24 protein-coding genes and 1 tRNA gene are annotated in these 24,293 nt (G+C 67.2%); 16 read left to right on the top strand and 9 right to left on the bottom strand.

Annotated features, from left to right (window positions below; genetic code table 11):
* Nucleotides 1–4 precede the first annotated feature (4 nt).
* From K2F47_RS28590 to K2F47_RS28525, 15 genes are all read left to right on the top strand, one after another.
* Complete coding sequence (locus K2F47_RS28590) at nt 5–1,039, top strand: major capsid protein (RefSeq protein ID WP_242908676.1); 1,035 nt, start codon at nt 5–7, stop codon at nt 1,037–1,039.
* The gene (locus K2F47_RS28585) at nt 1,036–1,356 is read left to right on the top strand and encodes a hypothetical protein (RefSeq protein ID WP_242908675.1); all 321 of its coding nucleotides are present in this window, start codon (nt 1,036–1,038) and stop codon (nt 1,354–1,356) included. Before K2F47_RS28590 ends, K2F47_RS28585 begins: the two co-directional genes overlap by 4 nt.
* A gap of 2 nt (nt 1,357–1,358) precedes the next feature.
* The gene (locus tag K2F47_RS28580) at nt 1,359–1,790 is read left to right on the top strand and encodes a hypothetical protein (RefSeq protein WP_242908674.1); all 432 of its coding nucleotides are present in this window, start codon (nt 1,359–1,361) and stop codon (nt 1,788–1,790) included.
* Entirely contained in the window at nt 1,787–2,107 is a 321-nt protein-coding gene (locus K2F47_RS28575; RefSeq protein ID WP_242908673.1) for a hypothetical protein, read from the top strand. The genes K2F47_RS28580 and K2F47_RS28575 overlap by 4 nt, the downstream gene beginning before the upstream one ends.
* Nucleotides 2,104–2,451 carry a minor capsid protein gene (locus tag K2F47_RS28570; RefSeq protein ID WP_242908672.1) on the top strand — a complete coding sequence of 116 codons (348 nt, stop codon included), beginning with the start codon at nt 2,104–2,106 and terminating at the stop codon, nt 2,449–2,451. The genes K2F47_RS28575 and K2F47_RS28570 overlap by 4 nt, the downstream gene beginning before the upstream one ends.
* Nucleotides 2,451–2,903 carry a minor capsid protein gene (locus K2F47_RS28565; RefSeq protein ID WP_242908671.1) on the top strand — a complete coding sequence of 151 codons (453 nt, stop codon included), beginning with the start codon at nt 2,451–2,453 and terminating at the stop codon, nt 2,901–2,903. The genes K2F47_RS28570 and K2F47_RS28565 overlap by 1 nt, the downstream gene beginning before the upstream one ends.
* A 15-nt stretch (nt 2,904–2,918) precedes the next feature.
* Complete coding sequence (locus tag K2F47_RS28560; RefSeq protein WP_242908670.1) at nt 2,919–3,635, top strand: phage tail tube protein; 717 nt, start codon at nt 2,919–2,921, stop codon at nt 3,633–3,635.
* Entirely contained in the window at nt 3,635–4,159 is a 525-nt protein-coding gene (locus tag K2F47_RS28555) for a DUF7426 family protein (RefSeq protein ID WP_242908669.1), read from the top strand. The genes K2F47_RS28560 and K2F47_RS28555 overlap by 1 nt, the downstream gene beginning before the upstream one ends.
* A gap of 187 nt (nt 4,160–4,346) precedes the next feature.
* Nucleotides 4,347–6,923 carry a phage tail tape measure protein gene (locus K2F47_RS28550; RefSeq protein WP_242908668.1) on the top strand — a complete coding sequence of 859 codons (2,577 nt, stop codon included), beginning with the start codon at nt 4,347–4,349 and terminating at the stop codon, nt 6,921–6,923.
* A gap of 1,934 nt (nt 6,924–8,857) precedes the next feature.
* Complete coding sequence (locus K2F47_RS28545; protein WP_242908667.1) at nt 8,858–10,132, top strand: hypothetical protein; 1,275 nt, start codon at nt 8,858–8,860, stop codon at nt 10,130–10,132.
* An 11-nt stretch (nt 10,133–10,143) separates the two neighbouring features.
* Nucleotides 10,144–10,593, top strand: coding sequence for a hypothetical protein (locus K2F47_RS28540; RefSeq protein WP_242908666.1), 450 nt, complete (start codon nt 10,144–10,146; stop codon nt 10,591–10,593).
* Nucleotides 10,593–10,937 carry a hypothetical protein gene (locus K2F47_RS28535; protein ID WP_242908665.1) on the top strand — a complete coding sequence of 115 codons (345 nt, stop codon included), beginning with the start codon at nt 10,593–10,595 and terminating at the stop codon, nt 10,935–10,937. The genes K2F47_RS28540 and K2F47_RS28535 overlap by 1 nt, the downstream gene beginning before the upstream one ends.
* A gap of 8 nt (nt 10,938–10,945) precedes the next feature.
* Complete coding sequence (locus tag K2F47_RS40965) at nt 10,946–11,071, top strand: hypothetical protein (protein ID WP_272497528.1); 126 nt, start codon at nt 10,946–10,948, stop codon at nt 11,069–11,071.
* A 47-nt stretch (nt 11,072–11,118) separates the two neighbouring features.
* On the top strand, nt 11,119–11,805 hold the full coding sequence (locus tag K2F47_RS28530) for a peptidoglycan-binding protein (RefSeq protein WP_242908664.1): 687 nt from the start codon (nt 11,119–11,121) through the stop codon (nt 11,803–11,805).
* Between the two features lie 21 nt (nt 11,806–11,826).
* Complete coding sequence (locus tag K2F47_RS28525) at nt 11,827–12,027, top strand: hypothetical protein (RefSeq protein ID WP_242908663.1); 201 nt, start codon at nt 11,827–11,829, stop codon at nt 12,025–12,027.
* 371 nt (nt 12,028–12,398) lie between these two features.
* Here the strand turns inward: K2F47_RS28525 and K2F47_RS28520 are convergent, their stop codons facing one another.
* From K2F47_RS28520 to K2F47_RS28505, 4 genes are all read right to left on the bottom strand, one after another.
* On the bottom strand, nt 12,399–12,602 hold the full coding sequence (locus K2F47_RS28520; protein WP_242908662.1) for a hypothetical protein: 204 nt from the start codon (nt 12,600–12,602) through the stop codon (nt 12,399–12,401).
* A 61-nt stretch (nt 12,603–12,663) separates the two neighbouring features.
* On the bottom strand, nt 12,664–13,098 hold the full coding sequence (locus K2F47_RS28515) for a hypothetical protein (protein ID WP_242908661.1): 435 nt from the start codon (nt 13,096–13,098) through the stop codon (nt 12,664–12,666).
* Between the two features lie 914 nt (nt 13,099–14,012).
* Entirely contained in the window at nt 14,013–14,264 is a 252-nt protein-coding gene (locus tag K2F47_RS28510; RefSeq protein WP_242908660.1) for a hypothetical protein, read from the bottom strand.
* Nucleotides 14,261–14,536 (bottom strand): hypothetical protein, encoded by a 276-nt coding sequence (locus K2F47_RS28505; RefSeq protein WP_242908659.1) that lies wholly within the window; start codon nt 14,534–14,536, stop codon nt 14,261–14,263. The genes K2F47_RS28510 and K2F47_RS28505 overlap by 4 nt, the downstream gene beginning before the upstream one ends.
* 246 nt (nt 14,537–14,782) lie before the next feature.
* Between K2F47_RS28505 and K2F47_RS28500 the strand changes: the two genes are divergently transcribed.
* On the top strand, nt 14,783–16,093 hold the full coding sequence (locus K2F47_RS28500; protein ID WP_242908658.1) for an XRE family transcriptional regulator: 1,311 nt from the start codon (nt 14,783–14,785) through the stop codon (nt 16,091–16,093).
* Nucleotides 16,094–16,347: 254 nt separating this feature from the next.
* Here the strand turns inward: K2F47_RS28500 and K2F47_RS28495 are convergent, their stop codons facing one another.
* The 5 genes from K2F47_RS28495 to gyrB form a co-directional block, all read right to left on the bottom strand.
* On the bottom strand, nt 16,348–17,175 hold the full coding sequence (locus K2F47_RS28495) for a Ca2+-dependent phosphoinositide-specific phospholipase C (RefSeq protein ID WP_242908657.1): 828 nt from the start codon (nt 17,173–17,175) through the stop codon (nt 16,348–16,350).
* 714 nt (nt 17,176–17,889) lie between these two features.
* Nucleotides 17,890–17,966, bottom strand: a tRNA-Ile gene (locus K2F47_RS28490).
* A gap of 200 nt (nt 17,967–18,166) precedes the next feature.
* A complete protein-coding gene (locus K2F47_RS41540) occupies nt 18,167–19,156 on the bottom strand; it encodes a DUF3566 domain-containing protein (protein ID WP_242908656.1) in 990 nt (329 codons plus the stop codon).
* A gap of 42 nt (nt 19,157–19,198) precedes the next feature.
* The gene (gene gyrA, locus K2F47_RS28480; protein WP_308198472.1) at nt 19,199–21,709 is read right to left on the bottom strand and encodes a DNA gyrase subunit A; all 2,511 of its coding nucleotides are present in this window, start codon (nt 21,707–21,709) and stop codon (nt 19,199–19,201) included.
* A gap of 333 nt (nt 21,710–22,042) precedes the next feature.
* Nucleotides 22,043–23,992 (bottom strand): DNA topoisomerase (ATP-hydrolyzing) subunit B, encoded by a 1,950-nt coding sequence (gyrB, locus tag K2F47_RS28475; protein ID WP_242908655.1) that lies wholly within the window; start codon nt 23,990–23,992, stop codon nt 22,043–22,045.
* Between the last annotated feature and the right edge of the window lie 301 nt (nt 23,993–24,293).

Raw genomic sequence — 24,293 nt, 5'->3', positions numbered from 1 at the left:
CCCCGTGCCCGTCACCCTGGCCGAGGCCAAGAACAACGCGACCGACGACGTCGACGTGATGGTGATCGACGAGTTCCGCAAGGAATCGGCGATTCTGGACGCCCTCACGTTCGACGACGTCGTGAACCCCGCCGGTGGCGGCGCCACCCTGACCTACGGCTACCGGCGGCTCGTCACGCAGCCGACCGCTGCCACCCGCGCGATCAACGCCGAGTACACCCCGAGCAACGTCTCCACGCAGCGGTATACGACCGACCTTGCGGTCATGGGTGGATCGTTCCAGGTCGACCGTGTCGTCGCGAAGATCGGCCCGAACGCCTCTAGCGCCGTGTCACTGAACCTCGCACAGAAGATCAAGGCCACCCGGACGAAGTTTCAAGACGAGGTAATCAACGGGGACACCGCGACCGACGCCAACGGGTTCGACGGCCTCGACAAGGCCCTCACCGGCTCGACCACCGAATACCTTCCGCTGAACAACGGCGTCGCGACCGGCTATGTGAACTGGACGGACTTCGACACCGATCAGCGCGCGGCGTTCAAGGCGCTGGACCTGCTCGACGAGTGGCTCCAGCTTCTCGACGGGACGCCGACGATCGTCCTCGGCAACGCCAAGGCGCTCTCCCGAGTCCGCGCGCTGGCGCGCCGCGCCGGCCAGTACACCCGCGACCCCGTCGACGGGCTGATCGGCGCGAACGGCCGACCGATCGTCCGCGAGACCTACGGCGGCGTGATCTTCGCCGACCCCGGCAACAAGGCGGGCACGAACAACCCGATCATTCCGGTCGAGACCCGCGACACCGACGGCGCCGGATCCGGCGGCAACATCACCGGCCTTACCGACCTCTACGCCGTCCGCGTCGGGCTCGACGGGTTCAAGGGTCTGGCGACCGTCGGCGGACAGATGGTCCAGACGTGGCTGCCCGACTTCAGCACCTCCGGCGCCGTCAAGACCGGCGAGGTCGAACTCGGCCCGGTCGGTGTCGCCCTCATGGCCACCAAGGCGGCCGCCGTCCTGCGGAACATCAAGGTCCAGTGAGCGCCATGCACCGGATCACCACGCCCGTCCCCGGATTCTCCGGCAACGTCGCCGGCGTCGACTTCGCCGGCGGTGTAGCCGAGGTCGACCCGTCCCCAGGCGCGCTGGCGTACTTCCGCCGGCACGGATACGGCGTCGAGCAGGTCGACGAGGACCCGGGCGACGACCAGGACGCCGACAAGGTCCCGGCCCGCTCGGCGTCTAAGGCTGATTGGCGCGTTTACGCCATCGCCCACGGCATGACCGAGCAGGACGCCGACGCCGCGACCCGCGACGAGCTCGCCGCCCGGTACCACGACGCCCGCGAGGGCGGATAGCTGTGGCGGTGTACGCGACGCCCGACGAACTCGCCGAGTTCCTCGCACCCGACCCGGCGCCGCCCGGCGCCGCGCGCCTGCTCGCGCGGGCATCGCGTGACGTCGACGGGGCGCTGCTGTGCACCCGTTACGCCGTCGACGACACGACCGGCGTCGCCACCGACCCGAAGACCGCCGCCGCGATCAAGGAGGCGACCCTCGAACAGGCGGCCTGGAGGGTCGCCAACGGCGAGGCCGACGGGATCTCAGCGCCGGCCGGGTCGGCGGCGATCGGCTCCGTCAACGTCACCCGCCCCGCTCCCGGCACCGCCGGATCCGGGACGGTCGGTCGGCTCGGCGAGCAGGCCGCCGAAGTGCTGCGGCTCGCGGGGTTGACCGGCCACGCTCCGCGAAGCAACCCGTTCGAGTACGAGGACGGAGTCGAGTACTGGTGAGCGCCATCCCCCAATGGGCGCTCGTCCACCGCGTCACGATCGAGCCGTACGCCGGGGAAGGCGCGACCGGGCCCGTCTATGGGCCACCCGTCAACGGCGTGCGGGCGCTCGTCGAGGCGAGGACGCAGTACCTTCGGGACGCTGATGGCAACCGGACGACGTCCTCGACGACGGTCTATTTCATGCCCGGTACGGCGTGCCCTCCACGGTCCCGCCTCACGCTGCCCGGCGGCCGGACAGCCATCGCCATGCAGACGGCAGACCACCGCGCGCCCGGCCTCCCCACCCCCGATCATCTGGAGGTGACGTGCACGTGAGCGTCCGGAACACGATCAACTTCGGCCAGTTCGCCGCACAGGAACGCGCGGGCGCCGTCCGCGGCCTGGCGCTCGCCGCCGAGCACCTCCTCCAGGTCTCGCGTACGTACGTCCCGTTGGAGGAGGGCACCCTCGAACGCTCCGGCGTCGCGAGCGTCGACCCGAGCACGCTGGAGGCTGCGGTCAGCTACGACACCCCTTACGCGGTCCGCCAACACGAAGACCTCGACCTCCAGCACGACGACGGCCGCAAGGCGAAATACCTGGAAGACGCCATGACCGAGGAAAGCGACGTCATGGCCGAGCTCGTCGCCGCCGAGCTCCGCCGCGCACTCGGCACCTAATGGGCTGGACAAACAATCTCCTCGTCGGCCTGGCGGAGGAGCTAGCGGCGCGCGGGATTGCCCGGTGGCAGCCAACCGGCGCCTACCCGCCGGATGGCCCCCCGCCGGTTTTTCTCCGTTCGCTCGGCGACGCGCCGGACGCCGCCCTCGCGCTCGCCGCCTACGGCGACCCCGAGAACGAAGACGCCGGCCTTTCACACGTGATCCAGGCCGTACAGATCCGCACCCGCGCGGCCGCCCCGGACGCCGTCGACGACCTCGCCGATCGGGTCTGGGACGAGTTCCACGGCGCAACCATGCTCCGGCTCGGCACCGGCCCGAACGTGGTCGCTACGACTCTTATCCGACGCCGATCCTCTGCCGCGCTCGGGCGTGATGCCCGCGGCCGGTACGAGCGCACGGACAACTACTACGTGACAGCCGCGCGCCCGACTGCGCACCGGCCCGACTGAGAAAGGAAACTCCCGATGGCGATCGCTATTTCCGGCATCACTCCGGCTACCGGGCCGACCACTGGTGGCACCATCCATTACATCACCGGGGCGGATCTGAACACCGTCACCGGCGTCACGATTGGAGGTGCCGCGGCCCCGCTATTCGCGGCGCAATCGGCGACGCTCCTAAAGGTCACCGCGCCGGCGGGCACGGTCGGCGCGAAGGACGTCGTTCTGTCCCCGGGCGCGGTGACCCTCGCCGCCGCCTACACCTACGCACTTCCGACCGGGGACGAGCAGCTCGTCCCCACCAAGGCGAGCAAGTACATTTTCGAGGTCCGCCGCCCCGGCGACACCCCGTGGACGCGAGTCCGCGCGGTCGCCGATTTCAAGCCGCCCGTCGAACCCAATCTGGAGGACGACAGCGACTACGACGGCGAGGGTTGGGCGTCTGAGTCCAAGACGCAACTCAAGTGGGGAATCGAGGCCAAGCTCATCCGCAAGATCGGGATCAACACCGGCAACTACGATCCGGGACAGGAGATCCTGCGCGCGGCCGCGGTGAAGTTCGGCCAACTCGGGCTCGTTGAGGTTCGGTGGTATGACCGCACCGGCGGGCCGGAAGCCTTCCAGGGATTCGCCAATGTGAGTTGGGACCCCGAGGGCGGGGACACTAAGGCGCTCGACATCGTTACGGCGAAGTTGAGCGGAAGCGGGAAGCGCGTCGACATCGTGAATCCGGCCGCCTGATGGCCGAGTTCGAGGACATCGACGAGGTATTCGACTCGTCGCTGACGCTGCCGATCAACGGCAAAAAGTACCGGATCCCGCCCGTGTCCGGGCTCGATGGGCTCTGGGCTCAGCGAGTGGTCGAGGAAATCCGGAAAGCCAAGAACGGCGGCGACGTCGACGCGGGCAAGCTCAACGACGGCGACGAGCGACTCCTCTATCAGCGCATGCTGGGCCCGGTGTTCGAGGAGATGCTCGCCGACGGCGTGAAGTGGGACCGCATTTCGCACGCAGGCATGACCATGTTCCTGTGGACCACGGCAACCCACGATGACGCCGAGTCCTATTGGAAGGCCGGCGGTGATATCCCGGAAGCGCTCGGCTCGGCGGAGTCGACCCCGAATCGGGCCTCCCGCCGGGCGTCCGCGGCTGCGGAACGTACGACGAAGAGACAGGTCTCTACGAGTGGTACGAGGGCGCCGAAGACCTCAGCAGCAAAGAGGTCGGCGTCTCCTGGGGCGACGTCCTCCGAGAATGGCGGCTAATCGAGGCCGATCTACACGACGTCTACGGGGTAGACGTCGAATCCGGCATCCTGCGTGCCCGCACGTGGCGGTGGCTACGGGTCCGTATCGAGGGCCTGTTCACCGCTGATACCCGGCTTTACCGGCGGTTCCGGCCGCCCGACGAGGACGACAAACAGCAGCAGTGACCACGAGGGGGTGATGCCTCGTGGCGCTAGACCTCGGCGAGCTCGTCGGCCGGATCAGCTTGGATGACCGCGGATTTACCGCACCTATGCGGACCGCGGAGGCCGGAATGAACCGGCTCGAATCGACCACGCGGTCAACGATGACGCGCGTCGAGCAGGAGTTCCAGCGGGCTGGGCAGGGCGCGGTGCAGGAGATGTCCCGCGCTATGGACCAGGTCGCCGACGAGGCCGAGCGCGGCGGCCAGGAGGCGGGCCGCGACGCCGCACGCGGCATCGAGCGCGGCCTTTCCCGTGTGCACGAGCCGGCGCGGCGCGCAGGCCGAGAAGCGGGCGAGGGCGCCGGCGAAAGCATGGGCGAGGGCGCCGAGTCGGGCTCACGTCGCAAAGTGGGCGGGCTCGGCGGGAAGCTCGCCGGGCTGCTGGGCAAGGCGGGTCCGTGGCTCGCCGCCGGTACGGCGGTCGGCGGCGTTTTCATGGTGGGTCTTCAGTCCGCCATGGAAAAGCAGGACGCCACCGCGAAACTTCAGGCGCAGGTCGGTGCGTTCGGGCCGCGCGGCGCCGAGCTCGGCAAGGCCGCCGGAACCCTGTTCAGTAAGGGCTACGGCGAGGGCATGGGCGAAGTCACGGACGCTATTGCCGCCGTCATCCAAAACATCGGGGGAATGCGTGACGCGTCCAAGGCCGATATCGAAGCTGTCTCCGCGTCCGCTATGGACCTCGCCAACATCATGGGCGAAGAGGTCGGTGGCGTCTCACAAGCGGTCGGCACGATGCTGCGAACCGGCATGGCCAAGAACGCACAAGAGGCTTTTGACGTCCTCACACGCGGCGTTCAACTTGGCGCCAACAAAGCGGAGGATTTGCTCGACACTTTCACCGAGTACTCGACGCAATTTCGGAAGCTCGGCATGGACGGAAAATCGGCCATGGGGCTCCTTTCTCAGGGCCTTCGCGCAGGTGCACGGGACGCAGACACCGTTGCCGATGCACTCAAAGAATTCTCTATCCGTGCCGTCGACGGTTCCAAGTCGAGCGCGGAAGGATTCCAGGCGCTTGGGCTGAATGCTGAGAAGATGACGGCGCAGATTGCCCAGGGCGGTAAGCCTGCTGCGGCGGGACTCCAAACCGTCCTAGACAAACTCCGCGCTATGAAGGACCCGGTCGCGCGCGAGGCCGCCGCCGTCGCTTTGTTCGGTACAAAGGCGGAGGACCTCGGCCAAGCCCTGTTTTCCCTTGACCCTTCCAAGGCCGTAAAAGATTTGGGCCAGGTGGGGGGCGCCGCGGACAAGGTCGGCAAGACTTTGCACGACACCGCGTCACAGCGGCTCACGCAGTTTCAGCGGACGATGAAGGGCAAGTTTGTCGACTTTCTCGGCGGCCAAGTTGTCCCGGGTGTGACCGCATTCGGCGGGAAAGCGAACGCGGCTCTTACCCGCTGGCTTGGCGATAATCAAGATGTGGTGGACAAGGCCCGTGATATTTGGGCCAAGGTTGAGCGTTTTGTAGGCGATGGAGTAAGCGGTGCCAAAAAATGGCTTGACGACAACCGCGGTACCGTCCAGCAATGGTCGCAGGGAATCGGCGACGCCGTCGGAACAGTTACGGACATCGTCTCCAGCGGGCTAGATATCGCCAACGCGCTAGGCCGAATTTTTGGCCCTACTCAGCTACAGATAGCGTCGATCTTCTTTACGACCTTGATCGGGTATTGGTCCGGCGGCTTCAAAATCATCAAGGGCATTTTCGATGTTTTCGCCGGTATCCTTACTGGCGATTGGGGGCGCGTCTGGAACGGCATCAAGAGCATAGTATCGGGCAATATCCAGATGATCGGGTCCATCCTGCGCGGTGCGGTCGGGCTGCTCGGCGCTATCTGGGGTTTGCTCTGGCGCGGAATTCAGGCGATCACGCGGGGCGCGTTGAACTTGCTCGTCGGTCAGATCCGGTTCTTCATCCGCGCGGTGATCAGCGCGGTCGGCTGGCTGGCTGTGCTGCCCGTCCGGGTCGCCGGGTGGTTCGCCCGGCTCGCCTCCGCGGCGATCTCCAAGGGCCTCAGCCTGGTCGCGTGGATGCGGGGCCTACCGCGGCGCCTGCTGTCCGCGCTCGGCAACATGGGCGGGCTGCTGGTCGGCGCGGGTCGGCGCGTGATTGACGGGTTGATCTCCGGTATCCGGTCGCGCGCGGGCAACGTGGGCTCGGCGATGGGCGACATCGCCGGGAAGATCCGCAGTTACTTGCCGTTCTCACCAGCGAAAACCGGGCCCTTGAGTGGCTCTGGCAACCCGCGAGTTTCCGGAGCGAAGATCGGCTTGATGCTCGCGGACGGCATCACGAGCTCGCGCGGTCGGGTTGCGGCCGCGATGACGAGTCTCACCACGGTCGCCGGGGTCCGCTCGGTCGCCACCACCGCCACCGGTGGGTTTAGCGTCCGCTCGGCAGCGACCACCCGGAGCACCACGAGCGGCGCGGCCGCCGTGCCCGTGGTGCGCGTCATCATCGACCTGACCGGCGCAGACGCGGAGCTCCGGCGACGCATTCAGCGCATGGTGCGCGTCGAGGGCGGCGGAAATGTTCAGGTCGCTTTCGGGGGGCGCTGATGACCATCGTTGCTGCCTGGTCCGGCCAGGGCCTCGCCGATGGGGCGCCCGTCACCGCCGGGACGGGCGGCGTCGGCGACACGCCGTTTTCCTTGGTGTCGTCCGGCGCGGCGACGGTCGAGGCTTCGGGGGGTCGGCCACCGAGGATTCGCGTTGTCCAGGGGGCCGGCACCGCGGCGCAGCTCGTCTGGTCTGGGCTGACGCTCCCCGCGGGCGGGTACGCCCTGCGCGGTTACCTGGAGCTGACGGCCTGGCCCTCCGCCGGGGCACCGCTCCTCCAGGCGTACGCGTCTGGCGCGCTGCAATGGCGGCTAGACGTCACGGTCGCCGGTCTCCTCCGACTCCGGGACGCCGCAAACAGCGTCGTCACGACCGCGTCAACGCCGCTACCAACCGCCGTCCAGCTCCGCGTCGAGCTCGTCCTCACCGGCACCACAGCGACCGCGACCGTTTACGTGGGCGACAACATCGCCCCGGTCCTCGTCACGCTGACCGGGTCGGTCGGCGGTGCGCTCGTGGACGAGGTCCGATGGTCCAATCCTCAAGCCTCCCCGACGTGGCCGCCGCACCGATGGGACGAGCTCGCCGCCGCGAACGCAGCCTCACCGATCGGGCCTGTCCCGCCCGAGCCGGAGACACCGGCCGAGTTCCCCGACGCTCCCCTCAAGGTGGACGTCGAGCTTTGGATCGGTGGGGTATGGACGCGCGTTCCGGGAGTCCGTACGCGCGACCCCATCACCATCGAACGGGGACGCGCGGACGAGAGTAGCCAGGTAACCCCGAGCAAGTTGACCCTCACCATTAACAATCGGCTTGGCGTCTACTCGCCTCGGAACCCGCTATCCCCGTATTTCGGGTTGATCGGCCGGAACACTCCGATCCGAGTCACTGCGGACGGGTCCGTGCGGTTCCTCGGCGAGGTTTCCTCATGGCCTCAAAAGTGGGATGTCAGCGGCCAGGACGTCTATGTCCCCCTGGTAGCAGCCGGAATTAAGCGACGGCTCAGCCAGGGCGCCAAGCCACTCCGCAGCGTCCTATACCGCTATATGACGACCGTCAGCCCAGCACCACGCGCGTACTGGCCATGCGAGGACGGGGCGCTAGCGACTCGGTTCGCCGCCGGCCTTCCTGGCACTCCTGCCATGAGTATCAAGGGCACGCCCGACCTGGCCTCTTCTAGCGCTTTCGCTGCATCCGATTCCCTGCCTACGGTGAACGGGTCGACGTGGACCGGCTCTGTCCCCAGCTACACAAACACCGGACGAGCTCAGGTTCGGTTCCTACTTTCTATTGCCGAGGGGGGCCTCACCAACGGTGCGGTAATCGCGCGTGTCACCAGTACAGGAACAGCGTCGCGATGGGAACTGGTCTACACGACGGCTACGTCTGGGACCCTGGAAATGCGTGTTTACAATTCTGAGGGCACGCTACTGCAAACATCTGGGGCGTTGTCTGAACTAAACGGTTTGAATATGTACATCGCCCTCGATCTCGCTACCTCCGGAAGTAGCGTCAACTATCAATGGAATCTGGTAGTGATCCATGACCGCTTTGTGACCGGGGCCTCCGTTCCGGGAACTTTGACAAACCGAACTGTCGGCCGAGTCACTCAGATCGCCGTTGCGCCAGGAGGTAAGGTCACTGACGCCACAATCGGTCACGTGTCTGTCCATTCCGAGATTTCCGACCCTTTCATAGTTCCTATTCGATCCGCTCTGGTCGCTTTCGCTAGTGAAAGCGCGGGGGCCCGAATCACGCGGCTTTGTGCCGAGACTGGCGTGCCCCTCACACTCGTTGGCACCGCAAGCGAAACAACTTCCGTCGGACCGCAGCGAATCGCTACGGTCCTAGAACTGCTGCAACAGGCCGCAGACGCAGACGGCGGAATCCTCTACGAGCCGCGCGAGACACTCGGACTCGCATACCGCACTCGCGTGTCGCTTTACAACCAACCGACGGCGGTTGAACTCAGCTACGGTCGACCAGGGTTGGCCGCGCCCTTTGAACCAATCGATGACGATCAGCAGACCGTCAACGATTTGACGATTACGCGCGAGGGCGGCTCCTCGGCGCGCTCTGTCGTCGAGGACGGCCCGCTTTCGGTTCAGGATCCACCGGACGGCGTCGGGGTGTATGACGCATCGGTCACACTCAATGTGGCCCGTGACGAGCAACTCTCCGACATCGCCGCGTGGCGGACGCACGTCGGCACCGTGGACGAGGCCCGTTATCCCCGCCTCGGCATCAAACTCCACAAGGCTCCGGCCCTCATTCCCGCGGTCACGGAACTAGACCTCGGCGACCACGTTTCCGTGTCCAGTCTGCCGGCGTGGCTTCCCCCCGATGATGTGCATATACTCGTCGAGGGTTACACGGAGACGATCGAGCTATTGCGCTGGCGGCTGGACCTTAATGCCGTTCCAGAGTCGCCGTGGCGTGTGGGCCTCGTCGATGACCTCGCGCATGACCGTGTCGACACCGGCGGGTCTGAATTGGCGGCCGCCATGGGGGCCGGCGACACAATTCTCTCCGTCGCCACCACTTCCGGGCCGACCTGGACGTCCCGAGGCGAAGCGACGCCAATTGACCTTATGGTCGGCGGGGAGCGGGTCAGGGTGACGACCGTCGGCAAGGTGCTGACCGCTAATCCATTTATCTCCAGCAGCATCGCCGGTTGGAATGGCTTTCAAGCAACCGTCGCACGGTCAACCGCCGTGGTGCACGCAGAACTCGGCGCGGCCGGGTCAATACTGATCACACCGGACGGCGTGTCCGCCGGCGGGGGCGGCGGATCCGATCTCACCGGCGTTGGCACCATCACGCCCGGCGCGATCTATACCGCGATGATGTGGGCGTATTCGCCCGGCGGCTGGTCGAACATTCTCGTCCTGGTCAACTGGCACGACGCCGGCGGCGCCTTCCTGGGGTCCTCGGTCGGCACCTCACACGCACTGCCCGCGGGAACGTGGACGCATATCCAGGCTGATTTCACCGCGCCCGCTTCTGCGTCGCAGGCGACCGTGTGGGCGTGGCACGGCAGCACTCCGGCAGCCTCCAATGTTTGGTACGCGTGGGCCGTTCGCCTTGTCCCCGCGAACTCAACCTCGCCGCAAACGATGACTGTCGAGCGCAGCATTAACGGCGTAGTAAAAGCCCATGGGGCCGGAACCGATGTACGACTTGCGCAGCCTACCTTTATCGCCCTATAGAGGATGTGTCCATGCCTTTCTGGAAAGCCGGAGACCGCCTCACAGCATCACGGCTAGCGTTCACTGACATTACCGAGTGGCAGGATTATGTTCCGATATGGACCGGGTCGACTACGAACCCCGCTATCGGTTCTGGAATCCTCACCGGACGCTATGTCCAAGTCGGTGGAACGTGCTTCTTCCGCGCCTACATGAAGGCGGCCGCTGATACGACATTCGGTTCCGGAGCCTGGGCACTCTATCCGCCATTCAATCCGTCAAATGATCCTCCGGGGTCCGTTTCAGGCTGGATTCAGGACGCGTCGGTAACCAAACGCTACCCCGTTACGGGCCTTTTGGCTGGGACGTTTATTCGGATTCTGGCGGATCCTGCGGGGGCCTTGGGCATTTCCTCGTCAACGCCGTTCACGTGGGCAGTCAATGATGAGCTGTGCATCGGCGGATGCATCGAGATCGACTGATGGCCGAGGTTCCCCCGTCCACCGAGCTCGCGCTCCTGCGCGGTGAGCTGATGACCGCTCTCGCGAGGATCGAGGGGGACGTCCGGCTCGTCCTCCAAGAGCAGCAGCAAGGGGCGCGACGAGTCGACGAGCTCGCCCTCGACGTGCGCCGGTTGGACGAGCGGCTCGACCTCGTCGAGCGGACCACCGTCACCCGCGCAGAGATGGACGAGCGCGAGGCCCGGCTCCGCGCGGAGATGGGCGAGCAGGCCCGGCGCCGCCTCACGGTCGCCGGGCTCATCATCGCCGCCGTTGCGGCATTGCTCAGTGGCGGTATCGCCGTCATCGGAATCATCACCAGCTAGGAGGCTCCATGTCCGAGACCATTCCCGAGCCGCCCGATGGGGCGGACGCGACCGAGCCGGACGAGGAGGCCGTCCTCGCCGGACTGTACGGGCCGCCGCCGGTCGAGGGCGTTTACACCGGGGACGGTGCCTGATGGGCACCGTCGCGGCGATGCTCGCACAGGCCCGCGCAAGTCTCGGCATGGCAGGGCGACCGAACAGGATCACGCGGGAGTACGCGTCCCGGCACGGCGACGAGTTCCTCGGCGCCTCGTGGTGCGACATGGCCGTCACGTTCTGGGCCAGGCACAGCGGCAACGCGGCCGCCGTTCTCCCGGGCGGGGATCGCGCCTACACCGTGTGGCACGCGCAGGACTTCCAGAAGGTCGGGCGCTGGCATGTCGGAACGACGGCCGAGGTTGACCGCGCGCGGCCCGGCGACATCGTGTTCTTCGACTGGGGCGCGTCCAACTCGGTCGGTGCCATCGACCACGTTGGGGTGGTCGAGAAGGTCCTTGGTGGCGGGCGGGTTCAGACGATCGAGGCCAACACGTCGAATGCGTGCATGCGGCGCGTGCGCGCGTCGAGCGTCATCGCCGGCTACGGACGTCCGGCCTACTCCGGCGGCGGCTCGTCCGGGTCGCCCGCCGGCTCATGGATGGAGGAACTCTTGAAGGAACTGCCGCTCGTCCGCAAGGGCTCGACCGGCGAGCACGTCGAGACCGTACAGGGGCTCTTGCTCGCACGGAGTCACCCGGAAATCAAGGTCGACGGCGCGTTCGGCGCGGCGACCGAACGCGCCGTAAGGGCCGTCCAGAAGTGGGGCGGCGTCACCGCGGACGGCGAGGTCGGACCGAAGACCTGGCCCGTCCTCCTGCGCGTCCACTAGATCCCTGAGGAGGAACCCCCCATGGTGAAGATCTCCGCGTACTGGAAGGGCGTCATCGCGGGTCTGGCGCCGGTCCTCGCGACCGTCCAGGCCGCCACCGATGACGGCAGGCTCGACACCTCCGAGCTGATCACGATCGGTGGTGCGCTGCTGGTCGCGCTCGGCGTCTGGCGCGTCCCCAACAAGCCGGAACCCGACACGCTTCCCGGCTACCGCCGGTAGGCTCACCGCGCGACGAGTCCCCGGGCGCACGCCCCTGCCTCTCCATTGCGGAGGGGCGGGGGCGATTTCGTGCTAGGCGCTCGGGATCGGGGCCGTGTTCATGCTGGTGTTGCAAACCCTCGCGGGGCGATGAGAACCCGGGTGTTCGGCGACATGCCGCCCCGCATCGGGTTATTGCGAACCCTACAAGGGGCGATGAAGATCAGGTTTTCGCGGTAATGCTTCGCGAACGTCCTGATATTGCGAACCCTTAATGAGGGGCGATAACAATCAGGTCTTAGCTGCGAATTTTCACCCACGCCTGATATTGCGAACCCTCACGGGAGCTATGAAGAAGCATCGTAACCGCAGTCACGGCGGGATGGAAGGGGTCAGGTCTGCTGGGGGGCGGCCCAGCGGGCGCGGGCGCACAGCTCGCGCAACGTGATGTCGCCGGCGCTCCATGCCAGGGCGTCGTCGAGGTTCCTGCCGACGCTCGAAACGGTGGCGGATGTGACGCCCGCCTTCCACAACTGCTCCACGATGCTGTGGGCGGCATCCTTCTGGTTCTTGTCGAGCTCGTGCCACTGCGGCATGTGCGCTCCCCTCTCGTCTCTCCTAACTGATGGACGAGTCATCTTGCCTCAGGGGGCGGGGCTACGGGTGCAGCTTGTTGTAGTGCGCGCGCAGCTCCCGAGACGAGCAGATCCAGCGCTTCGCCGCGGCGAGGATCCGCCGGGCCTTCGCGCTGCCCTGCGGAACGGACGCCTGCCCACCGTCGAACCGACGCGCCGTGTTCGCAAGCACGGTGGGCAGCGGCTTGCCCGCGTAAACGTCGTAGCAGACGTCCACGGCACGGCGCAGCGGCCGGGCTTTCGCGCCGGCGGAGGTGGGGGTCAGGCCGGGGTCGAGACGGCGCAGATACGAGAGGAACGCGGCCCGGCGCCTGGTGGGGATGACTTCCCATGCCTCGCGCGGCGTCGAGCTGGCGCGCGCCGTCGCCGACGATTGCGGCGTCGAGGCGGCGGCCGGGTCATCGTCGCCGTTGGAGAGGGCGGAACCGATGCCGCCGAGGACGAGCAGGATGAGCACGCACGCGCCGGCGATGATCCAACCGCGCCGGTTGCCGCCCTGTCGTCCGTGGTGGGGCCCGGGGAGGGGCGGTCCTGGCATCGGTCCGGACGGCGGCGGCGGGGGCGGCTGGTAGGGGCCGGGCGGCTGGTGGGGCGGCTCGTACATCCGGAGACTCCCGAGGGGTTGCGTGCTTCTGTGACGTCCCATCGCCCATCCCGGTTCACTTCTACAGACACACGCAATGCATTCGCATTTGCAGTCTTTGGGGCACCAACACACCATGTGCCCGGTTCGGCGGGTGCAGCAGTACCAGACCGCAACGGGCGGCGATATGCGGCCCGCCGCCCGCGCCAGTCTCAGTTCCCGGGTTCCGGACTCACCGGGGCGCCTAGCACCCGGGCGACCAGCGTTACGGTCTCTTCCACGTCGGCGGATAGGTTGCTGGCGCGGTCGGGGCCAACCACCCATCGGTAGATCTCGGCGTCTCCGTCCCACGTGATACCGCGTATTTCGCCTCCCCGGTACGACACGTGAAGTCGGAGGCCGAGACCGTATTCTCCCGCGACCGGGGGTTCTTCTCCATACGGGAGATCGATCGTCGCAGTGATTAGCGGCGCTCGGCGCCGCAACGCCACGCACAACGCATCTAGAGGGCCCCACGGATCGACAGTCAGCTCTTTCTCTTGCATGTCAGTCCCATTGATAGGCGCGGCGGCGCGTCTAATCGGTGGGGAGGAGCCGCGCCGCCGCGCGTCGGAGGGCCGCCCGCCCGGCGCTGATGCGCCACCGGGCGGGCGGCGGGCACGGACCCGGGCAGGTGGGTCCGTGCCGAGAGTGCGGCGACGTCGACGGCGACCCATCGCCAGACGTCCCCGCACATTCGAGCGGGTGCGGCGGCCGCTACCGCGCCTTTGAGCGGCCGCCGCACCCAGTCATGCGGCCGGCGCTGCCCGGACGGGCGACGGCCGGTGCGCCTCCACACGCCGGAGCTGCCGGCGGAGCTCCTCGGGGGAACGGGTGGTGAGGGTGCCGCGCTCGTCCAGGCGCTCGCGGACGAGCGCGCCGCGTGTCGCCCACCAGCGGGGAGGCTCGCTGTCCGGCCGGGTGTAGACGATCGTCCAGCCGTTGAACTCGCGACGCAGCGCGGCGAGCTGCTGGTCGAGGAAAGGCGAAGTCATCGTCATCGCGTCCCCTTCCGCAACCCCATCGTTGCGGCGATGGCGTCGGACAGCAGATCGGGAGTACTCGCCTCGACCAGGCCCGGCGTTGGCCAGGGCACGTACGCCCACCACCGCCGGGTGTGGTGCCCGAACCAGACGAGCACGCCGAGAAAGTAGGACTCGATCCGCGTGGCCTCGGCCCGCTGAATCGGGCCTGCGTCGAGCCGTGCGGTCTGCTCTGGTACCGGGATCGTGGCCGAACAGCGCACCCCAACAGGAGGCTGTACCTTACTCACAACCGGAGCTCCTTCCGGTGAGGTCCCGGCCGGTGGGTCAGATCACCGCGTCCGGGACCGCTTGCGTCTAGGGGAGCGGGACCACGCACCGAGTGTTTCGTCGGACCACACGGGATGAGTGGTTGGCGCGTGGCCCCGCAACACAGAGTGAAACCCTGCGCGCTGCGTCGCGGAATACAGACAATGGGTCAAGGTGTGGGGTCACCCCATGCCTTGATCCATCCCAGCGGCGAAGGATGGCAGGTCATGAGCGAGCAACAGCGCCCGGCGTGGGCGGTCCGGCTCCAGGCCGAGCGCGAAGCGCAGGGGTGGGGCCCCTTCGAGACCGCGCGGCGCTTGCGCGAAGCGGCCAATATCACCCGTCACCCGACCAAACAGGTCAAGAGCCTCGCCCGTCTGGTCACCGAGCACGAGCGGGGCAAGGTGTTCCCCACCCAGTGGGCACCGGCCTACGCCGCCGTGTACGGCATCCCGCGTGGAGTGTTGTTCCCCGACCCTCCGCCTGACCCGCAGGCTTCCACCGACGCGCCGGGTACCGTGGACACGAGCATCGTTGGTGACACCGAGGACGACGTGAAACGCCGCGCACTACTCCGACTTATCGCTGCGCTTAGCACTGGCGCTGCCGTGGCGCCCGGGGAGCTGGAGGCCCTGCTCTCCGACATCGACAACGTTCTCGATCTCAACACCGATGTTGAAGAGTGGGAGCAAGTCGTTTACGACTACGGGCACCAGATCTACCGACGGCCTTTTGAATCGCTTCTCCCCGCCGTTGCCGCAGATATCTACGCCGTTGGTGAACTGTTGGATAAGGGACGTCCCCCCGGCGAGCAGGCCGGGCTTCTAAGGGTAAGCGCGGGACTTTCCGGCGTTCTGGCCGAAATATTCAGCAATATGGGCGACGATCGCGCAGCACGGCGAAGCTGGTATACAGCACGCAGGGCCGCCGATGCGTCCGGCGACCGTAGGGTACGGGTTTGGGCCCGCGGTAGAGCTGCCCAGAATGCGAGTTGGGCAGGCGGCTCGCACGAGACCGTCATGACTCTGGTGAGCGACGCCGCCGAAATTGCCGATGGTGTCCCGTCATCAGGGCTCGCACGCGCCTACGCTGCTGGCGCTTACATGGCTGCCTTTAACGGCGACACTGAGACGGCGCGCGATAATATCGAAAGCCTCAAGCGTACGTTTGACCAACTACCCCAGAATTCCAACATGCCGACCGTCCTGGACTTTCAAGTAAGTCAACTGTATTGGAATGAGGCATATGTCGGCATCACTTTGGGCGATAAAGGCGCCTTGACGGCGGTGGACAATTCTCACGCTTGCTATCCTCCAACTGCTACAGCGCCGATTATTAACCTGCATCTCATGCGCGCTATCAACCTGCTTCAGTGCGGGGAAGTAGGCGAGGCCCTTGACCTGGCTGCCACATCACTCCATGACCGTCCTCGTCCCGTGATGGCCACGCGACAACTGGTTGACCAGATGTTGGGAGCTCTCCCCGGCAAGGCTCGTACGCTGCCGGCCGCGCGGGAGCTGCGGGCCCTGACCTCGTAAGCGCGCGAGGGCGTGTCTTAGACAAGCAAGCCCGAAAGGACGACTAGCGCAGCGAGAAGCGCCGGGCCTACGGCGGCGTAAGCCGCGTGGACGAGAAGGCGCCGCCGTGGCGAGGGCGGCCGGCTGACGGGCGGGACGGACGCGTCCTGGTCGTAGTAGAAGAGGAACCGCGGCGGGAACGGCGGCCGGTTACGCATCGGGTGTCCCGTCGCGTCGAGGGCGGTTGTGTGCTGCCTCTGCGACGGGCGAGAGGATCAACCGGTTCGCCCCTCTCCCGATTTGGCCAGGTCAAGCCTGCTCCCCTCCGCGATATGCGGTTTAGGAACCTTGTTATCCATCAGAAACAGGAACTTGCCACGGGACTTCGACACCGAAGGCCACCCGTACTTCAGGACGGACTGCTCCAGCGTGAGCCCGGGCCGCCGCAGATCGTCCGGCTTGATGATCTTGTCGTCACCGATCGCGGCGCGGATCTCCGCGTCGAGCTTGTCCATGAGCGGGCCGTCCCAGCGCGGGCTGCGCGGACCGCCGAGCTTCTCCATCGCGGGGTCGGTGGACTTGAACTCCAGCAGGATCGGGATCGGCACGTGCCCCCGGTTCGCGTCCGACCAGGTGCGGGCCTGCTTCAGGCAGTTGCTCAGCGAGACGCAGGACGACCCGTAGTCGTGGTCGGCCCAGTGCAGGACCTTGAAGCCGGGCTTCTTCATGTCCGGGTCGTTGATCTCGCCCAGGCCGGCCTCCCTCCGGACGATCGGCTTGGTGTAGAGGCCGCCCTCGGGATCGGGAAATATGTCCAGCTCGATACTGCGAACCCGCTGCGCGGAGAACTGCGCGGGCAGCGACGCGTGGGAGTACTCGAGGTTCCACCATCCCGAGTCCCGTTTGGCTTGGACGGCCTTCTCCGCGCTGGTGAGCTCGTGGTGGTAGCTGTTGTGCGTGGCGATCGTCTGTATCTGGTTGAGCCGCACCGGTCCCTTGTCGCCGTGGCCCGAGGCCTGGGCGGGGTAGGCGGCGGCGAGCGTTCCGGCGAGCGCGGTCGCGGCGGTGGAGAGCGTGGCGAGGGCGAGAAGGCGGCGTCGCACCTGTTCCTCCTGGATAAACGCATGTCAGGGACGCCTGGAGCGTGATCGCCTTCCATGATCGTCAGCTGTCCGCGCGCGACCCCGCTCATGAACCGCTGCCGAACAGCCGCCGTCCAAAGCCTGTGGATAACTTTCGTCCCCAGGTGTGGATCGGCACCGTCCACCGGTTGTCCACTGCTTGACTGGATCGCGTTCGCCAGGGGGAACACCTGTCAACGCTGGTCAGGAGGTGGGCCCGGAAGTATGTCCGCAATAATCCACAGCCTGTGGATAAGAGAGTTGAAGTCCCTGGGGAAACCGATATCCCCACGCCGTCCGCAGGGCCGTCCCCAGGCCTGCCGCTCCGTCCACCGTCATCCACAGGGAAGCGGAGTCATGTGAAGGTTCCCAGAAACACCCGGCCCTCGGGGGCGGCGATGGCGCGACCTGGGCGAACGTCCTTGAGGAAGATCGCCCCGAGGGGCGTGGGGCAAGGCGAAGATCGGCTTGGTGTGGACGGCGCGGACGGCGTGCCGATCGGACGTCGCAATGCGCGGTCGCGGATCTGAATTAGAACGAGCTTCGCCGCGTCCGGCTTCACGGCGTGGATCGCGATACTTCCCGACCGCGATATCGCGGATCGCCCGAACGGGGGCTCGCCGGGGTGACGCCGGAAAGCTGAACGTCACCAGCACAGTCAAAAGCCCCCACCGGGATCCGGTGGGGGCTCTGAGCTGGTGGGCCTAGGTGGACTTGAACCACCGGCCTCATCCTTATCAGGGATGCGCTCTAACCGACTGAGCTATAGGCCCGTACTGCCGCCGCCCTTGCGGCGCAACGAGAGGTTACCCCATCCGGCGCGGCAACCGGAAATCGATTAGGCGATCGCGGCGGCGCGCGGATCCACTGGTCAGCATGGGCGTCCTCAGGCGTTCGCGGGGCGGCGGGCAGGGGGTGTGCGGGCGCGCTCTCGATCTTCCCCGAGCGCGCTACTCAGCGCTCGTTGAGCCCCCTACTCGGCCTCCTTGAGGGTGACCTCCACGCCGCCCACGAGATCGGCCGCGAGGTTGTAGATGACGGAGCCGACCGTCGAGAGGGCGGTGATGAGCAGGACGTTCAGCGCCCCGACGAGGACCGTGTAGCCGAAGACGCGGAAGAAGGAGAACCAGCTTCCGGCGTCGACGCCGCCGGTGGTCTCGCCCTGCTGCTTGGTGAGGCTGTTGATCGTGTCGCTGATCGCGTCGAACACGCCGAGCCCGGCGAGGATCACGTACAGGACGGTGACGGCGACCAGCAGGACGACGAAGCAGACCACCGACATCACGAAGCTGAACTTCATCACCGACCACGGCTCGAGCCGGGCCAGTTGCAGCTGCGCCTTGCGCGCCGGCTTGGCGTTCACCGCGGGCTTGCTGGAGGAGGGGCTCACCGCCGGAGCCGCAGGCGCGGGACGGTCCTTCAGGACGGTTCCGGCGAAACCGCCGCCCGACGGCTTCGACGAGGTGGACGACCCGCCGGGCCCCGAGGAATTGGACCCGGACGACGGCGTGTCGCGACGTCCGAACGGCTTCCTCGACTTCTCGGTGCGCTCGCGGGGCGACCCACCCGAGGGCTCGGCCGGTTTCGCCCAGCCGGACGAGCTCCTCGGCGTCGACGACCCCGACGACCCCGACGACGAAGACGAGGGCGGCCGCGTCGTCTTCTCGTCCGAGAGCGTCACCGGACGGTCGTCGGACGGAGGCTCGGTCGTGTCCTTGATCGGGGCGATCTCCGGCGTGTCGCCCTCGGGAGCTTCCGACTTGTCGGGCTCGTCCTCGATATGGGCGAGGTCGGTCCTGGTCTCGTCCGCGGACGTGATGTCGACGGTCGCCTCGTCCCGGCCGGGCTTGGCGGAGGCGGCGGCGACGGTCTTGCCGGACTTGCCGCCGGGGCGCTTGGCAGGGGTTTCCTCACCCGCGTCCGCGCCGGATCCGCCCTTGCTCTTGCCGGGCTCCGTGCTCACGTGTCCTCCTGGCCTAGCGGCTCGGTGACGAGGCCGGGCGCATCACTCACCGTCGCCCCCCTCGCCGTCGGCGTCCTCTGCGTCCACCATGGACTCTACGTTCCTCGCGATGGCGACCACGCTGTCCCCGTCCGCGAGGTTCATCAGGCGAACGCCCATGGTCTGCCTGCCGGACTGCTTGATCTCCGCCGCGGTGGTGCGGATCACGCCCCCGTTGGACGTCATCGCGAACACCTCGTCGTCGTGACCGACCATCAGCGCCCCGACCAGCCGTCCGCGCGTTTGCACGATCTTAGCGGTGAGCACCCCCTTACCCCCACGACCCTGGCGGGGGTACTGGTCCGCCGGTGTCCGCTTGGCGTAGCCGCCCTCGGTCGCGATCAGGACATCCTGGGACGAATCCTGCACGACGAGCATGTTGAGGACCTCCTGGTCCTCCTCGAACCGCATGCCGATCACACCGGACGTCGCCCGGCCCATCGGACGGAGCGACTCGTCGTCGGCGCGGAAGCGGATCGCCTGCGCGCCGGTGGAGACCATCAGCAGGTCGTCCTCGGACGAGACGAGCCGCGCCGCGATGACCTCGTCGTCGTCGACCAGGTTGATCGCGATGATCCCGCCGGTGCGCGGCGAGTCGAAGTCGCGCAGCGCGGTCTTCTTGACCCGGCCGCGCTTGGTGGCGAGCACGAGGTAGGGCGCGACCTCGTAGTCGCGCAGGTCCATGACCTGGGCGATGTGCTCGTCCGGCTGGAAGGCCAGCAGGTTCGCGACGTGCTGGCCGCGCGAGTCGCGTCCGGCGTCGGGCAGTTCGTACGCCTTCGCCCGGTAGACGCGGCCCTTGTTGGTGAAGAACAGGATCCAGTGGTGCGTCGTCGTGACGAAGAACTGGTCGACGATGTCGTCCTGCTTGAGCTGCGCGCCGCGGATGCCCTTCCCGCCGCGCCGCTGCGCCCGGTACAGGTCGGTCTTGGTGCGCTTGGCGTAGCCGCCGCGGGTGATCGTGACGACGACGTCCTCCTCGGCGATGAGGTCCTCGTAGGACACGTCGCCGTCGAAGGGGATGATCTCGGTGCGCCGCTCATCGCCGTACTTCTCGACGATCGGGGCGAGCTCCTCGCCGACGATCCGGCGCTGCCGCTCGGGCGAGGCGAGGATGTCGTTGTAGTCGGCGATCTCCGCCATCAGCTTGTCGTACTCGTCCATGATCTGCTGGCGCTCGAGGGCGGCGAGCTTGCGCAGCTGCATGTCGAGGATGGCCTGCGCCTGGATCTCGTCGATCTCCAGCAGGCTGATCAGGCCCCGCTGCGCCTCCTGGGCGGACGGCGAGCGGCGGATGAGCGCGATGACCTCGTCGATGCGGTCCAGCGCCTTGAGCAGGGCGCGCAGGATGTGGGCGCGCTCCTCGGCCTTGCGGAGCAGGAACCGGGTGCGGCGGACGATCACCTCGATCTGGTGCGCGACCCAGTACCGGACGAACTGGTCGATGCGCAGCGTGCGCGGCACCCCGTCCACCAGCGCGAGCATGTTCGCGCCGAACGTCTCCTGGAGCTGGGTGTGCTTGTACAGGTTGTTCAGGACGACCTTGGCGACCGCGTCCCGCTTGAGGACGATCACGAGCCGCTGCCCGGTGCGGCCGGAGGTCTCGTCGCGGACGTCGGCGACGCCGTCCAGCTTGCCGTCCTTGACCAGCTCGGCGATCTTGAGGGCGAGGTTGTCGGGGTTGACCTGGTACGGAAGCTCGGTGACGACGAGGCAGGTGCGGCCCTGGATCTCCTCGACCTCGACCACGGCGCGCATCGTGATCGAGCCGCGGCCGGTCCGGTACGCCTCCTCGATGCCCTTGCGTCCGACGATCAGGCCGGCGGTCGGGAAGTCGGGGCCCTTGACGCGCTCGATCAGCGCTTCGAGGAGCTCTTCGTCCGACGCGCCGTAGTTCGCCAGGAACCACTGGACGCCCTCGGCGACCTCCCGCAGGTTGTGCGGCGGGATGTTGGTGGCCATGCCGACGGCGATGCCGGCCGAGCCGTTCACCAGCAGGTTCGGGTACCGCGACGGCATGACGTCGGGCTCTTGCGAGCGGCCGTCGTAGTTGGGGGAGAAGTCGACGGTCTCCTTGTCGATGTCGCGCAGCAGCTCCATCGCCAGGGGCGCCATACGGCACTCGGTGTACCGCATGGCCGCCGCCGGGTCGTTGCCGCGCGAACCGAAGTTCCCGTTGCCGTCCACCAGCGGATAACGCATCGACCACGGCTGCGCCAGGCGGACCAGGGCGTCGTAGATGGCGGAGTCGCCGTGGGGGTGATAGTTACCCATGACGTCGCCGACGACGCGCGCGCACTTGAAGTAGCCGCGGTCGGGCCGGTATCCGCCGTCGTACATCGCGTACAGGACGCGGCGGTGGACGGGCTTCAGCCCGTCCCGCACCTCGGGCAGAGCGCGCGCGACGATGACCGACATCGCGTAGTCGAGATAGCTTTTCTGCATCTCGACCTGGATGTCGACCGGTTCGATCCGCTCGCCTGGGTGCCCACCCTCTGTGGTCACGTCCGTCACTCTCAAGACCTCTTCTGCTTGGTGGGATGGAAGTACGTCGCCGCGCGGTGGCCCGGGCGCCGCTCACGGTCTCGGGCCGCTCGGCCGGTGGTTGGCGGTCGGCCGTTGGCGGTCTGGCCGTCGGCCGTGGCGGTTGGCGGTTGGCGGTGGCGTTGGCGGGAGCCGGGTCGGCCGGACGGGTCGCGTCGCCCGCTGGGGCCGGGGTCGCGTCGTGACCGGTCGCGCCGGATGGCCGCCGGAGTCGCCTGGCCGTCGCCTCGCGTCGTGCCGCTTAGCTTTGCCTCGCGTCGCTTGGTCGGGGCGCCGCCTGGACCGGCTCCTGGGCCGCGTACTTCAGATGTCGAGGAAGCGCACGTCCTTGGCGTTGCGCTGGATGAACTCCCTCCGGGGCTCGACCTCCTCGCCCATGAGCACACTGAACAGTTCGTCCGCCTGCGCGGCGTCGTCGAGCTGCACCTGGAGCAGGACCCGGTTGTCGGGGTCCATGGTGGTGTCCCACAGCTCGCTGGCGTTCATCTCGCCGAGGCCCTTGAATCGCTGGACGAGGTCGCGGGGACGAGGGTCGCGCTTGCCCGCGGCGACACCGGCCTCGATGATCGCGTCCCGCTCCGCGTCGGAGTAGGCGTAGTCGGCGTCCGAGCCCCGAGCGTCCCACTTGATCTTGTAGAGCGGGGGCTGGGACAGGTACACGTGCCCGGCCTCGATCAGCGGCTTCATGAACCTGAACAGCAGGGTCAGCAGCAGCGTGTTGATGTGGTGGCCGTCGACGTCCGCGTCCGACATCAGAATGATCTTGTGGTAGCGCAGGCGGGAGATGTCGAACTCGTCGTGCACGCCGGTGCCGAGGGCGGTGATGATCGCCTGCACCTCGTTGTTCTTCAGGATCTTGTCGATCCTGGCCTTCTCCACGTTCAGGATCTTGCCGCGGATCGGCAGGATGGCCTGAAAGTGCGGGTCGCGGCCGCCCTTGGCCGAGCCGCCCGCCGAGTCGCCCTCGACGATGTACAGCTCCGACCGCGACGGGTCGGTGGACTGGCAGTCCGACAGCTTGCCGGGCAGCGACGTCGACTCCAGCAGGCTCTTGCGCCGGGTCAGGTCGCGCGCCTGCCGCGCCGCCACCCGCGCCCGCGCCGCCTGGGACGCCTTGTTGATGATCTCCTTGGCCTCGCCCGGGTTCTCCTCGAACCAGTCGCGCAGGTGCTCGTTGCACGCCTTCTGCACGAACGACTTGGCCTCGGTGTTGCCCAGCTTGGTCTTGGTCTGGCCCTCGAACTGCGGGTCGGCCAGCTTGATCGAGATGATCGCGGTGAGGCCCTCGCGGACGTCCTCGCCGGTGAGGTTGTCGTCCTTGTCGCGCAGCAGCCCCTTGTCGCGGGCGTACCGGTTGACGATCGTGGTCAGCGCCGCGCGGAACCCCTCCTCGTGGGTGCCGCCCTCCGCCGTGTTGATCGTGTTCGCGAACGTGTGGACGGACTCGGCGTAGGACGAGTTCCACTGCATCGCGATCTCCACCGACATGCCCTCGGTGTCGTCGCTGAAGTAGACCACCGACTCGTGGGCGGCGTCCTTGCGCGCGTTGATGTAGTGGACGAAGTCCTCGATGCCACCCTCGTAGTGGTACTTGACCACGTGCGGGGCGCCTTCTTCTTCGCCGCTGCTGTGCTCGGGACGTTCGTCCTCCAGCGTGATACTCAGCCCGCGGTTCAGGAACGCCATCTCTTGCATGCGCCGGGAGAGCGTCTCGAAGTTCCACTCGGTGGTCTCGAAGATGTCCGGGTCGGGCCAGAAGGTGATGCGGGTACCGGTCTCGCTGGTCTCCTCACCCTTGCGCAGCTCCGTCTCGGGCCCCTGCCAGGTGTAGGACTGGCGCCAGACGTGGCCGTCGACCTTGACCTCGGCCTCCAGCCGGCTGGACAACGCGTTCACGACCGCGGACCCGACACCGTGCAGGCCGCCGGAGACGGCATAGGACTTGCCGTCGAACTTGCCGCCCGCGTGCAGCGTCGTCAGCACGAGCTCGATGGCCGGGCGTTTCTCCACCGGATGCTCGCCGACCGGGATGCCGCGCCCGTTGTCGAGCACACTGACTCCGCCGTCCGCCATCAGCGTCACCACGATGTCGTCGGCGTAACCGGCCAGGGCCTCGTCCACCGCGTTGTCCACGATCTCGTAGACAAGGTGGTGCAGACCACGCTCACCGGTCGACCCGATGTACATGCCCGGGCGTTTGCGAACCGCCTCAAGGCCCTCAAGGACAGTGATCGAACTAGCGTCGTACGCCAAAGGAGATCCTCCTGACGGGGATGTCGGCCGCCCCCACGCCCGGGAGGGAGCGCGGTGTGCCCCGTAACACACATGGGGCGCCCGTGTGCTCTGTACGTGTCGGTAGAGCCCTGGGCGACCCATGGCGGCGCAGCATCCTGAACCCGGACCCAGTCTACCGGGTCACGCGGCGAAAAGTGGCACTCACGAGCTCTGTGTGCGCGTGTGGCGGCTCGGCGGGCCTGGAGCTGCATCCCCCCATAGCCCCAGGGGGGTTCTCTGGCCTACGGCGCGCTCGCTGCGGAACTCGTCGCCGGATGTC

This window comes from Actinomadura terrae (genome assembly GCF_022751215.1).
In the GTDB taxonomy this organism is placed as follows: Bacteria; Actinomycetota; Actinomycetes; order Streptosporangiales; family Streptosporangiaceae; genus Spirillospora; species Spirillospora terrae.
The sequence above is the reverse complement of the archived record's forward strand: the minus strand, read 5'-3'. Positions and strand labels throughout refer to the sequence as shown.